General features: G+C 59.3%; 12 protein-coding genes. 3 read left to right on the plus strand and 9 right to left on the minus strand.

Annotated features, from left to right (window positions below):
• The first annotated feature begins 90 nt into the window (after window positions 1–90).
• Window positions 91–705 (plus strand): DJ-1/PfpI family protein, encoded by a 615-nt coding sequence (locus tag AO353_RS23085; RefSeq protein ID WP_054597055.1) that lies wholly within the window; start codon window positions 91–93, stop codon window positions 703–705.
• 236 nt (window positions 706–941) lie between these two features.
• Here the strand turns inward: AO353_RS23085 and AO353_RS23090 are convergent, their stop codons facing one another.
• On the minus strand, window positions 942–1,835 hold the full coding sequence (locus AO353_RS23090) for a LysR family transcriptional regulator (RefSeq protein WP_054597056.1): 894 nt from the start codon (window positions 1,833–1,835) through the stop codon (window positions 942–944).
• Between the two features lie 176 nt (window positions 1,836–2,011).
• On the opposite strand from AO353_RS23090, the gene AO353_RS23095 reads away from it, so the two are divergent.
• Window positions 2,012–2,656 carry a hydrolase gene (locus tag AO353_RS23095; RefSeq protein WP_054597057.1) on the plus strand — a complete coding sequence of 215 codons (645 nt, stop codon included), beginning with the start codon at window positions 2,012–2,014 and terminating at the stop codon, window positions 2,654–2,656.
• A gap of 77 nt (window positions 2,657–2,733) precedes the next feature.
• The gene (locus tag AO353_RS23100) at window positions 2,734–3,309 is read left to right on the plus strand and encodes an antibiotic biosynthesis monooxygenase (RefSeq protein ID WP_054597058.1); all 576 of its coding nucleotides are present in this window, start codon (window positions 2,734–2,736) and stop codon (window positions 3,307–3,309) included.
• Between the two features lie 70 nt (window positions 3,310–3,379).
• Here the strand turns inward: AO353_RS23100 and yghX are convergent, their stop codons facing one another.
• The 8 genes from yghX to AO353_RS23140 all read right to left on the minus strand — a co-directional run bounded on the left by yghX (window position 3,380) and on the right by AO353_RS23140 (window position 11,735).
• Window positions 3,380–4,267, minus strand: coding sequence for a YghX family hydrolase (gene yghX / locus AO353_RS23105; RefSeq protein WP_054597059.1), 888 nt, complete (start codon window positions 4,265–4,267; stop codon window positions 3,380–3,382).
• A gap of 287 nt (window positions 4,268–4,554) precedes the next feature.
• Complete coding sequence (locus AO353_RS23110) at window positions 4,555–5,784, minus strand: hypothetical protein (protein WP_054597060.1); 1,230 nt, start codon at window positions 5,782–5,784, stop codon at window positions 4,555–4,557.
• 389 nt (window positions 5,785–6,173) lie between these two features.
• A complete protein-coding gene (locus tag AO353_RS23115; RefSeq protein WP_054597061.1) occupies window positions 6,174–7,133 on the minus strand; it encodes a PDR/VanB family oxidoreductase in 960 nt (319 codons plus the stop codon).
• 29 nt (window positions 7,134–7,162) lie between these two features.
• Window positions 7,163–8,197 (minus strand): aromatic ring-hydroxylating oxygenase subunit alpha, encoded by a 1,035-nt coding sequence (locus AO353_RS23120; RefSeq protein WP_054597062.1) that lies wholly within the window; start codon window positions 8,195–8,197, stop codon window positions 7,163–7,165.
• Window positions 8,198–8,218: 21 nt separating this feature from the next.
• Window positions 8,219–8,446: a recombinase-like helix-turn-helix domain-containing protein gene (locus AO353_RS23125; RefSeq protein ID WP_054597063.1), complete on the minus strand. Its 228-nt coding sequence runs from the start codon at window positions 8,444–8,446 to the stop codon at window positions 8,219–8,221.
• A 16-nt stretch (window positions 8,447–8,462) separates the two neighbouring features.
• Window positions 8,463–9,428 carry a VOC family protein gene (locus AO353_RS23130; protein ID WP_054597064.1) on the minus strand — a complete coding sequence of 322 codons (966 nt, stop codon included), beginning with the start codon at window positions 9,426–9,428 and terminating at the stop codon, window positions 8,463–8,465.
• Entirely contained in the window at window positions 9,425–10,921 is a 1,497-nt protein-coding gene (locus tag AO353_RS23135; RefSeq protein WP_054597065.1) for an aldehyde dehydrogenase, read from the minus strand. Before AO353_RS23135 ends, AO353_RS23130 begins: the two co-directional genes overlap by 4 nt.
• Before the next feature lie 10 nt (window positions 10,922–10,931).
• The gene (locus AO353_RS23140; RefSeq protein ID WP_054597066.1) at window positions 10,932–11,735 is read right to left on the minus strand and encodes an aspartate dehydrogenase; all 804 of its coding nucleotides are present in this window, start codon (window positions 11,733–11,735) and stop codon (window positions 10,932–10,934) included.
• Window positions 11,736–11,745: the final 10 nt, after the last annotated feature.

Consider the following 11,745-nt stretch of genomic DNA (forward strand, 5'->3'; position numbering starts at 1 on the left):
TTTGATTGTACTAATTATTCGCCATAGCCTGCGCCTGTACAACCGCCTCCCTCAGGCGGATACCAGCCACATTTGCAGGAAGGCTCAACCATGCATATCGCCATTCTCACCTTCGAAGGCTACAACGAACTCGACTCCCTGATCGCACTCGGCGTGCTTAACTGCATCAAGAAACCTGGCTGGCGCGTGTCGATTGCCAGCCCTGCGGCCCGTGTCCGTTCAATGAACGGAGTGGTGATCGATTCCCAGGCAACGCTTCGCGAGGCGAGCGAAGCCGATGCGGTGATTGTCGGGAGCGGCATGCAGACTCGCGAAGTCGTGGCGGACACCGCCCTTATGGCGCAGTTGCAACTTGATCCCTCGAAGCAGCTCCTGGGTGCGCAATGTTCCGGCACGCTGGTGCTGGCCAAGCTTGGCTTGCTGGAGGGTGTACCAGCCTGCACGGACTTGACGACGAAACCGTGGGTCCAGGCGGCTGGCATCGATGTCCTTAACCAGCCGTTCTTCGCCAAAGGCAACATCGCCACCGCCGGTGGATGCCTCGCTTCGGTCTATCTTGCGGCCTGGATCATCGCCCGCCTGAAAGGCGTCGAAGCGGCAGAAAGCGCATTGCACTACGTCGCGCCAGTCGGGGAGAAAGAACAGTACGTTGAGCGCGCAATGCGCAATATCGCCGCGTATCTGCCCGATGGGCAGGTTGCTTGAGGGAGAGCCAAGGCGCCGACTCAACTCGTAATGCTGTTCATTTAAGCAATTTCAGCCGCGCGGCATTCTTTGTAGCAGCTGCCGAAGGCTGCGTTCGGCTGCGGAGCAGTCGTGAGTCCGGCTGCCGTGGTGTACCTGACACACCGCAATTGCTGATTTTACGACTGCTGCGCAGCCGAACGCAGCCTTCGGCAGCTGCTACAGATCGCATTACGGCTTAAGTGAAGCATTACGACTCAACTCGGCTTTTGCGCAAGCTGCGCCACCAAAAACTCGATAAACGCCCGGGTCTTCTGCGGAACCCGACGTGCAGACGAGTAGACCGCGTTGATGCTGATCGGTGGGGCCTGCCATTCGCACAACACGGCGACCAGCCTGCCGGCCGCCAAAGCCTCTTCGACAATGAAGCTCGGCAGCAAGGCGATCCCCATGCCGGCTTCTGCGGCCTGGGCCAGCAGGTCGCCATTGTTGGCATGCAGAGGACCGGTGACGTGTACGCGCTGCGTCTCGTGGCCGTTGCTCAATTGCAGGCTGACGCCACTCTGCAGGTAGCCATAATTCAGGCATTGGTGGGTGCTCAGGTCCTTTGGCGATTGCGGTGTGCCCGCACGCTCAAGATAAGCCGGGGAGGCGACCATGATCCGCGGAGCGGGCGCCAGCAGTCGGGCCACCAGGGAGGAGTCCGGCAGGCTCGCGATGCGGATGGTCACATCGAAGCCGCCGCGTACCGGGTCGACCTGCTGGTCGCTCAGGACCAGTTGCAGCTCAATGTTCGGATGCTGCTCATGAAACAACGGGATCAGCGGCCCGAGCCGCCGCAGACCGAACGACATCGGCGCGTTGACCCGCAGCACGCCGCGTAGCTCGCCAATGCCGTTACGCGCCCGTTGCTCGGCTTCGTCCACGGACGCGATCACTTCGCGGGCCGCTTCGTAGTACTCCGCGCCGGCCTCGGTCAGGTGCAGGCTGCGCGTCGTGCGCTGCAGCAACTGCACACCGATGGCCTCTTCCAGCGCCTGAATCTGTTTGCTGACTTTTGAGCGTGGCACATCCATCGCTCGGGCTGCGGCGGCAAAGCCGTTTGCTCCGACGGTGGCGACAAAAGCACGCATGCATTCGATCCGGTCCAAGACTGTCCCTATTTTGGAAATAATGATTATGCATTTTAGGTAATTGTTTCGGTTTTATCCAGAAACTACATTAGGTTCCAAGCCGGTAGCACATCACCTCCAACCGGAGTACGCACCGAGCCTTGTAGCCAAACGAACTCATCTATCCAGAACAGCGACATCAAAAGGAACACGCCATGTCTATTCGTGAATTGCTCAACCCAACCAACTCCGCTCTGATCCTGATCGACCACCAGCCACAAATGTCCTTCGGCGTGCAATCGATCGATCGTCAAACCCTGAAGAACAACACCGTTGCACTGGCCAAAGCTGCGAAGATCTTCAACGTGCCGACCATTTTGACGTCGGTCGAAACCGAAAGCTTCAGCGGCTACATCTGGCCGGAATTGCTTAGTGTGTTTCCCGATCATCAGCCCATCGAGCGCACCTCGATGAACTCCTGGGAAGATAAAAAACTGGTAGAAGCGGTGAAGGCCACCGGTCGCAAAAAGCTGATCATGGCCGCGCTCTGGACTGAGGTGTGCTTGAACTTCCCGGCTCTGGAAGCGCTGGCCGAAGGCTACGAGGTGTACATCGTCACCGACGCATCGGGCGGGACGACCAAAGAAGCTCACGACATGTCGGTGCAGCGGATGATCCAGGCCGGTGCGGTGCCGGTGACCTGGCAGCAAGTGTTGCTCGAGTACCAGCGCGACTGGGCACACAAAGAGACTTACGATGCAGTGATGGACCTGGTGCGCGAGCACAGTGGTGCCTACGGCATGGGCGTGGATTACGCTTACACCATGGTGCACAAGGCGCCGCAACGTCAGGTCAAGTGAGCCGCGAAAAATACCGTTGCTCAACGGCGCAGTTCGCTGCGCCGTCACTGCCAACGGGCCTGCTCGGAGAGTCAGTCATGAACATCGAATTGTCGGAAGGCGTGGTCACACTGCTGGTGCGCCATCGGGTCAAAAAGGGTGGGGATGAGGCGTATGAAAACTGGTTGCGTCACACCATCGCCATAGCGCGCACGTATCCAGGGCATCTGGGCATTGATGTGATGCGCGGACAAAGCCAGGGGCTGGCCCAGTTCACCAGTGTGCTGCGCTTCGCCACGACCGAACAATTGCAGCATTGGCTCGATTCCGAGGATCGCCGCAAGCTGGTAGAAGAGGCGCGGCCATTGCTCGCCGATGGCGACCAGACCGAGGTCAAGGCCGACCGTGAGTTCTGGTTTACTCCGACTGATGAGGCTGCGCCGCCCCCTCCGCGCTGGAAGCAGGCCTGCGTGACCTTTTTGGTCATCCTGCCCCTGAGCTTTCTGGTGCCGATGTTGTTCAAACCGTTGTTTGGCTGGGTGCCCTGGCTGGGCGGCTATGTGCAAGGCAATGTGCTGATCACGGCCAGCATTGTGCTGTTGGTGGTCTACGTGTTCATGCCTCGGGTGACACGTCTGTTTGGAAAGTGGCTGCAGCCGCGATCCGGTTCCTGAGCGAGGTTCCTGCCGGGTGCAACGCCTCACTGACCGTGCGCAAGTTCTCGTGTTGCGGACGTTTTCAACGCTAAGCCAGGTACCGCCGGAACCAATCCAGCGTCCTGCTCCAGGCAAGCCTGGCGGCGGCTTCATCGTATCGAGGCGTGGAGTCGTTATGGAAACCATGGTTAGCGCCAGGGTAGATGTAGGCTTCGTAAGTCTTGCCGGCAGCTTTCAACGCCTGCTCAAAGGCGGGCCATCCTTCATTGGTCCGCGTGTCCAGTTCGGCATAGTGCAGTAGCAGAGGTGCTTGAATACGGATGACCTCTTCAGCCTTCGGCTGGCGGCCATAAAAGGACACGGCAGCACCCAATTCTGGATAGGCCACGGCCGCGGCATTGGCGACGCCACCGCCATAACAGAACCCGACGATGCCGATTTTTCCAGTAGTCGAGTCATCCTTCATCAGCCACTCGATGGCGGCGAAAAAGTCATTCATGAGCTTTTCAGGGTCGACAGTCTGCTGCAGTTCCTGACCCTTTTCATCGTTGCCGGGATAACCTCCGACCGATGTCAGGCCGTCGGGGGCGAGGGCGATGAATCCTGCCTTGGCCAGCCGTCGGGCGACATCCTCGATGTAGGGATTGAGCCCGCGATTTTCATGCACGACCACCACTGCCGGCACCTTGCCGCTGGCTTTCGCCGGGCGCACCCGATAGCCACGGACTTGCCCGTGTCCCTTGGGTGAGGGATAGGTGAGGTATTCGGCGATGATGTCCGGGTCGGTAATGGGCACCTGCTCGGCGAGCGCATAGTTGGGGCTCAGGGCGGCGAGGAGTGCGCTGGCCGTCAAACCACCTAACGTGAACAATACCGCCCGATCCAGAAACTCTCGCCTGTTGATCATGCCGTGGGCGTAGTAGTCGTAGAGTTCCAGCAGTTCAGGGGCAAAATCTTTTGCAGTAAGACGGTTCATCTGTGCGCTCCCTTTGCATCAACCGGGTTGCCAGTGTGATGTCCAGCAATGCAGCGTAGACAATAATTCGCCCATGTTGCAGCTCGGCAATCAAACCCTACGGTTCGAGCAACTGCCATGGCGCGCCTTGCGCAAATAACCTGAGGCCCGCCAGTTTCCTGAGTTGTCACGGTGCTAGCCATTTGGAACTCCAGATACACATTGGTCGTATCGGGAGTCTAAAGAGTCAATGCACAAGCACTAGTCAGGGCAGTTGCAGTTCATTGCTGCAGCAGATGCAGTAATAGTCAGAAGTAATACCCGATGTTGACATTGGTCCGGTAATACCAGGCATTGCTGCCGATCGAACTGGTGTTGGTAAAGCCGGAGCCGTTTTCCGCACCGCCATAGGGGTTGGCATTTTTCGCCCAGGTCAGGTCGACCCAGGCCATGATCGGCATGGCCAGGAACTGCGCACCGACGGTGTACATCTGCGAGTCGTCCCAACCTTTCTGGTCTTTCATCAGGCGACTGTAGTCGTTGTACAGCTTGATCTTTTTCAACTGACCCAGTTTGGGCGTGAGGATGTCGTAGCTGACGTTCAGCGAAGCAATGGTGGCTTTGGCGGCAATCAGGTACGCGGGTGTCAGGCCGTTACCGCCCATCAGCACTGAGTCGTTACTGACACCGGCCGGGTTTTTCGGATCGTACTCGTAGCGGATGCCCTGGGTGGAGACGGTCCATTGGCCTGCGTTGATGATGGCGTGAATGCCGCCGGCCCAGTAGTCGCCGTCTTCTTTGGTGGTGGCGTTGTACAGCTGGGCGGCAGCTAGTGACGCGCCGATTTCGGTTTTCCAGCCATCGTTGACAAAGGTGCGCGCGACGCGGGCGTTGACCTGGTTGTGTTTTTCGTTGTCCTGGCGTGACTGGATGGCGGGAATCGCATTGTCCTTGAGGTCGGCGAAACGCCCGATTTCCGGCGAGTAACGAATGTCGGAAGGCAACATCCGTGGGAAATACGCGAGTTGCACATCCCAGTCCTTATCCTTGTAGCTGTACTTCAAACCCGAGCCGGCGCTTACGCCATAGCCCATGAAAAAGGGCAGGTGATAACTCCAGCCAAACTGCGGATACGGTTCCAGGCCAAACGGCTTGAACGGTGCGCCCACTTGCAGGTTTGAATTACTGTTCAGGCGATAGCCGACGAAGCCACGATCGACGGAGCGTTTGCCGTCATCCTGGAACCAGTAGCCGACATCACTGAAGAGGTTCTTGTAGGTCGCTTGCACATCGAGGCGGAACGTGTCGAAGAGAAACCGGCCATTGTTTTCAGTGGTGGTCCAATGTTCGTCGCGGTAGTTGGTCCGCAGGGCACCGCCGATATCCAGGCTACTTTCGCCATCATCGCTATGCCAGGCGATATGCGGAAACGGCTTTTTAGCGGTACTCGACGTCTCCGGCGAGGCAGGACCGGGTTCGCCTGCGAAACTGACGCAACTGGTCATCATCAACCCCAGGCATATAACGTAATTCTTCATATTGAACTCCCCTGCAAAGTTGAGCACTGCACAATGATCGGCAACACTTTCCCGCTTGCCTTTAATGTGGCAATGGGCGGATGACGTCGAGTGTTGCGGTAGTGAGTGCGTTTTTTTTGTTTTACTGTTTCATGGGTAATACGGCGTATAGCCTATAAACTTATGGGTGATAGAGCAGAAATTATGCCAACTGCCGATTTCTCCCGTTGCAGGTAATAATTTCAATAAAAACAATTGTTTATACTTGGAACATGTTTTTTTGTGTTGCCCGTGAAACGTAGGCCTCAGGGGGTAACGAAACTGCACATTGTTGTGCGTCTTTATTTCACGCCCATAAAAAAGGCCGACAAAAATGTCGGCCTGTTTATTCGATAAAATTGAACCCGGTGTTATAGATCAAGTACCAGTCGCCGACTCTTGCATCCCGATACACACACCATCATCGATTTATTCGCCGCGCGCTCGGCTTTGGTCAGTACGCCATCGCGGTGGTCGATATCGCCCTCCAGAACCCGTGTTTCGCACGAACCGCAAACCCCTTCGCGACAGCTGTGCTCAATGTCGCAGCCCGCCTCAAGCAACACGTCGAGCAAACTCAAACCCGGCTCAATCGAAAGCGTCTTGCCGGATTTTTTCAGCTCGACGCTGTAACTGCTCTGCGCGTCTTCGGACGGCGGCAGTTCGGCCGCCGCGAAGCGCTCTATATGCGCATGGGGATAGCCGAGGCCTTCGCAGGTGCTTTCGAACGCATCGAGCATCGGCGTTGGACCGCAGCAATAGAAGTGCGTGTCGCTGGGCTGATCCGCCAGATAGACGCTCAGGTCTGGCGGCATGCCCTTTTCGTCGTTGAAGTGGTAAAGCACGTTGGCGCTCAGGCCACTGAGCTCTTCCACCAGCGCGGCCTCCTGCCGCGACCGGGCGCAGTAGATCAGCTCGGCGGATTTTCCCAGTGCCAGCAGCTGGCGGAGCATGCAGTAGATCGGCGTGATGCCGATACCGCCGGCCACCAGTACGCTGTGCCTGGCGCTCAGGTCGAGCTGGAAGTTATTGCGCGGGGATGAAATCGGCAGTTGCATGCCGACTCGCAAGTGCCCGTGTACGTATTCGGAGCCGCCACGGCTGTTGCGGTCGCGCAGGATACCGATCACATAACGGCCTTGATCGGTCGGCGAGTTGAGCAGCGAATAACTGCGCACCAAACCATTGGGCAGATGCAGGTCAATGTGCGAGCCGGCGTCGAACGGGGCGAACACCGTGTCGCCAAACGGCCGCAACTCGACACTGATGATGCCTTCGGCTTCGTAGCGCAGGGTATGCACGAGCGCGGTGAGGGGGGAGGAATGGGACATCGTTCACCTCTTTTCGACAATAGGCAGATTCATGGCAACTGCTTCGCGTCGATCAACTCCAGTTGGGCCTTGGCAGCGTTTTTCAGGTAGCGACGCAGACGCACCACACCGAGGTCATGCTGGTAGAGGTTTTCCCGCTGGTTGGCGTCCGGCTCCATGAATTCGAGCAACACCCGATCCTGTTCCAGCACTGCCCAGTGCCGTGCTTCCAGACGATTCCTGTAGAGGAAGCGCCAGGTGTCGCGCTGCCAGCCGGTCAGCGGACGGCAACGCCAGTGGAACACCGCCGACAACGAACGGCTGCTCGGCGTGTAGCTGCCGATGATGGTGAAGTTGCCGCCCGGGCCACCGGTTTTCGGATAAGGGATTTCCAGACGCAGCCAATGGCAGCCATTGTCCATGAACTCGGTCCAGTCGAAATTCACCCCGCGCTGGCCTTCCTTCTCGAAGAAGAAACCATTGTCCGTGTCGCGGGTGACGAACTTGGCAGTAGCTTCGCCTTCGCTCATGGAGTGCGACATCTTGTGCAGGTAGGTGCCGTGCATCGGGTCCATGACGTTATCGATGACGTAGCGGTAGTCGCCTTTCCACTCTGTGTAGCAAACGAAGCTGCTCCATTCAGGGGAGGTCAGTTGCTCGGGCAGGACCAGTTCCGGCGGAGTGTCGACGTGCGGTTCGGCAGCGTTGTAGAGAAAGATTGCGCCGGCGGCTTCACGGGTGTGGAACATCCGCGTCGGGCGGCTGCCTTCGAGCTTGCATCCCGGGCTGCCGGGGACTTTGGTGACGGTGCCGTCGCAGCGTACTTCGACGCCGTGATAAGGGCATTGCAGGCGATCGCCCAGCACCGGGCCCTGGGACAATGGCGCGCCGCGATGCGGGCAGTGATCTTCGAGGGCGTGGACGCTGCCGTCGTTGTCGCGCCACAAGGCGATTTTGTAGCCCAGTCGGCGGATCGACACTGGTTTTTCGCCCAACTGATCGGATGGCAGGACCGGGAACCAAAGGTTCTTCAAACCATTGGCCAAGAGGTTTTCGGCAGGATCGACGGTTGTATTCATAGTCATTTCTTATTTACCTCCGGTGGGTCATTCGCCCAGCCGAACCATCAGGGTTTTATAGGCGTCCGCGGTCCACTCTCCGGTGGTCAGCGGGCAGGGCGGCCCGGCCAGGTTCAGGTGCGCGAGCAGGTCGGGCAACTCGGTCACCCCATTGCCAAAGGCGCGTTCGATGGAGTCGCCGAGCAACTCTTCGAATTGGGTGTTGGGCCGTTTACGGGCCTGATGTGGCTCCAGGTAGGGTTCGGTATTGCTCATCTCATTGACCTCCGGCTTAAGGTTTCGGTTTGTCGGTAAGGAACTTGCCTTGCGGCGCTTCGACATGTTGCTGGCGTCGGGTATTGCCATCGATGCCGCCGGCAATCGCCCATTCGGCAAACATCGTCGGGCCAGGCTCAAAGGCGCGCGGCTGCCATTCGCCGGTCAATTGGTCTTCATCGGCGTAGTACTCGACCAGCGCGCCGGCCGGGTTCTTGAAGTACCAGAAAAACGCCGAAGACACCGGGTGCCGACCGGGGCCGATTTCCGTTGCCCAGCCGCTGCGGGAGATGTGCATGCCGCCGCCGAATACTTCGTGCACGTCGCGCACGGTGAAGGCGACGTGGTTCAGGCCTGCACGAGGGGCGGGCAGTTGCAGCATGAACAGGTCGTGGTGACCGCCTTCTTCGGCAGTGCGCAGGAAGGCTCCGCGATCCGGATAGCGGTCGGAGGCCTGGAAGCCGAAACGCTCGTGATAGAAAGCTTCGCAGGCGTTCACGTCTTTGACGAAAAACACCACATGACCGACTTCAATCGGCGTGGCGCGCTCGTAGATCGGCGCGGCCTTGTTGATTCGGCCTTTGGTTTGCCAGGTGTTGTGGCCGCTGCACTCGATCTCCAGTTCACGCTTGCGGGTCACTTGCAGGCGGATCGCCAGGCCATTGGGGTCGGTGCAACCGATACGGCCATTGGCATTGATGAAACCCGGATCCTGAGCGATGCGCTGGCTGTAGAGCGCAAGATCAGCCGCGCTTTCAACCCCCCAGACCACTTCGCGTACCGTCGAACCGGCTTCGATGGCGGGCGGCAGGCCTGCCTTGTTGATGTCGGCGAGCACCACTCGGCAGCCGTTGAGGGTTTCGAAGATCACCTCGTCGGCTTGCTCGCTGACTTTTGTCAGGCCCCAATCGCTGAAAAAACGCGCACTGGTGTCGAGGTCCTCGACGCCGTAAGTGACTTCATCAATGCCTAAGACGCTCATAACCCTACCTCTTGTTGCACACCGGCCCAGGCCAGTGGCTGTTCATTCATGCCCCAATAAAGGCTCTTCTGTTCCATGTATTGCAGGATGCCGAGGCGACCTTTTTCTCGGCCCAGGCCACTGTCGCGCCAGCCGCCGAAGGGGGTGGAAATCGAGAATTGTTTGTAGGTGTTGATCCACACCGTGCCGGCCTGGATTTTTCGACCCAGCGCCCAGGCGCGTTTGTAATCGCGCGTCCAGATCCCGGCGGCGAGGGCATACAAACTGTCGTTGGCCTGTTCGATTAATTGCGCTTCGTCATCAAACGGCATGGCCACCAGCACCGGTCCGAAGATTTCTTCCTGGCAGACCTGTTGGCTGTTGTTCAAACCTTCGAGGATGGTCGGCGGGTAGTAATAGCCCTGGTCGTAAACACCACCGCTCGGGCGTTGCCCACCGAGCAGCAAACGTCCACCTTCGGCCAGCCCCAGCGCGACGTAGCGCTCGACCGACTCACGGTGGCCTGCGCTGATCAGCGGGCCCATTTGCGTGCGCTCATCCGCCGGATCACCGACACGCAGTTCGGCTGCCGCCGCTACCAGACGCGCCATGAACGGCTCGTACAGAGCACGGGCGACGAATAACCGCGAACCGGCGATACAGGCTTCGCCCGAAGAACTGAAGATGCCGTACAGCACACCCGCCACGGCATGGTCGAGGTCGGCGTCATCGAGAACGATGGTCGGTGATTTACCGCCCAGCTCCAGCGACACCGGCATCATCTTGTCTGCGGCGATGTGGGCTATGTGTTTGCCGGTTTTAGTGCCGCCGGTGAACGACACGCGCTTGACCAGAGGATGACGGGTCAACGCATCGCCGAGCAGCGAGCCCTTGCCAGGCAGCACACTGAGCAGACCTTTCGGCAATCCGGCGTCTTCGCAGATGCGCGCCAGTTGCAAGGCCATCAACGGGGTGATTTCCGCCGGTTTGATCACCACCGCATTGCCGGCAGCGAGTGCCGGAGCGACTTTCTGCGCTTCGCTGGCAATCGGTGAGTTCCACGGCGTGATCGCGGCGATGACACCCATCGGCTCGTAAACACTCATGCTGACGAAATCACCCCGCGATGGCGTGATGGTTTCTTCGAGGGTTTCACAGGCGGCGGCGAAGAACTGGAAAGTTCCGGCGGCGCTGGCGACCAGAGCACGGGTTTCGTTGATCGGTTTGCCGTTGTCCTGACGCTGCAATTGCGCCAGTTCTTCGCTGCGCTGACGGATCAGCTCGGCAATGCGATACAGCACGCTGGCCCGTTCGTGGGGTTTGCGCTGTGCCCAGCCGCTGTGCAAAAACGCCTGGTGGGCGCCGTGCACGGCGTCCTCGACGTCTTCGACACTGGCGGCATTGAGCCAGGCAACCGCTTCGCCGGTGGCGGGGTAGCGTGTGGCGTAGCGCTCGCCGCGACCCAGTCGCCATTCGCCGGCAATGCAGATCGGTAAAGTCTGTTCGAGAGTCATCGACGGTCCCCTAAATCGAAATTGCATGGGCGTGGTTGCCCAAGGCGCGGACGACGCTGTAGACGGTCAGCGCCGAGGTCTTCGGGTTGGCCAGCAGCGGCTTGCCACGCAAACTCAATTCGAAACCGCCAAAGGCGCCGCGCGCTTCGAAGTGATGGACGTTTTCCTCGCTCAGTGGGTCGGCGATCAGCGTCACGTGGGTGCGATCGAGACCGAGCCCGGCCAGCGACAAGGTTGCGGCGACGTTGGCGTTTTTTGGATAAAGGCGTGCCGCTTCGCGGGCGCTGCCCTGAAAAATCACCGTGGCTTCGGTAATGCTGTCCAGATCACAGGCCTGTTCGGCGGGGGTGTTTTTCCAGGCGCGTGCCGGTTTGCGACCGGTGTAATTGACCGAATCCAGTCCGCCGACCTTGGCCGCGGACAAGGCGTCGATGCCACCGATGGCACCAGGCAGCAATTCGATGCGGGTCTGGCCACGTTCTGCCGCTGCTTCAAGGCGTTCGACCAGGCCGACTTCGGACAGCGCACCGACCGAGACGATCAGGCACGCAATGCCACGCTCCAGCGCTGGCAGCACATGTTCTTCGATGGCGCGGTGGCCGGCGCACTCGACCAGCAGGTCGGGGCGGGCGTCGGCCGGCAACGCGGTCAGCACCTGCGGCGGCTGTTTGAAACACGCCAGCCGCTGGCGCACCAGTTCTTCGGATCCGGCCGAGGCAATGACGTAATCAACGCACAGCTGCGGGTCCTTCTCCAGTAACTCGAGCACGCCGACGCCAATGGCGCCGCAGCCGATCATGGTGATATGCAACATGACGAAGTCC

Origin of the sequence: Pseudomonas fluorescens (assembly GCF_001307155.1) — a bacterium.
Taxonomy (GTDB): Bacteria; Pseudomonadota; Gammaproteobacteria; order Pseudomonadales; family Pseudomonadaceae; genus Aquipseudomonas; species Aquipseudomonas helvetica.

What these genes read in the sequence shown, in the direction of transcription:
- AO353_RS23085 (WP_054597055.1), top strand. Translation starts at nt 91, where the DNA reads ATGCATATCGCCATTCTCACCTTCGAAGGCTACAACGAACTCGACTCC.
- AO353_RS23095 (WP_054597057.1), top strand. Translation starts at nt 2,012, where the DNA reads ATGTCTATTCGTGAATTGCTCAACCCAACCAACTCCGCTCTGATCCTG.
- AO353_RS23100 (WP_054597058.1), top strand. Translation starts at nt 2,734, where the DNA reads ATGAACATCGAATTGTCGGAAGGCGTGGTCACACTGCTGGTGCGCCAT.
- yghX (WP_054597059.1), bottom strand. Translation starts at nt 4,267, where the DNA reads ATGAACCGTCTTACTGCAAAAGATTTTGCCCCTGAACTGCTGGAACTC.
- AO353_RS23110 (WP_054597060.1), bottom strand. Translation starts at nt 5,784, where the DNA reads ATGAAGAATTACGTTATATGCCTGGGGTTGATGATGACCAGTTGCGTC.
- AO353_RS23115 (WP_054597061.1), bottom strand. Translation starts at nt 7,133, where the DNA reads ATGTCCCATTCCTCCCCCCTCACCGCGCTCGTGCATACCCTGCGCTAC.
- AO353_RS23120 (WP_054597062.1), bottom strand. Translation starts at nt 8,197, where the DNA reads ATGACTATGAATACAACCGTCGATCCTGCCGAAAACCTCTTGGCCAAT.
- AO353_RS23125 (WP_054597063.1), bottom strand. Translation starts at nt 8,446, where the DNA reads ATGAGCAATACCGAACCCTACCTGGAGCCACATCAGGCCCGTAAACGG.
- AO353_RS23130 (WP_054597064.1), bottom strand. Translation starts at nt 9,428, where the DNA reads ATGAGCGTCTTAGGCATTGATGAAGTCACTTACGGCGTCGAGGACCTC.
- AO353_RS23135 (WP_054597065.1), bottom strand. Translation starts at nt 10,921, where the DNA reads ATGACTCTCGAACAGACTTTACCGATCTGCATTGCCGGCGAATGGCGA.
- AO353_RS23140 (WP_054597066.1), bottom strand. Translation starts at nt 11,735, where the DNA reads ATGTTGCATATCACCATGATCGGCTGCGGCGCCATTGGCGTCGGCGTG.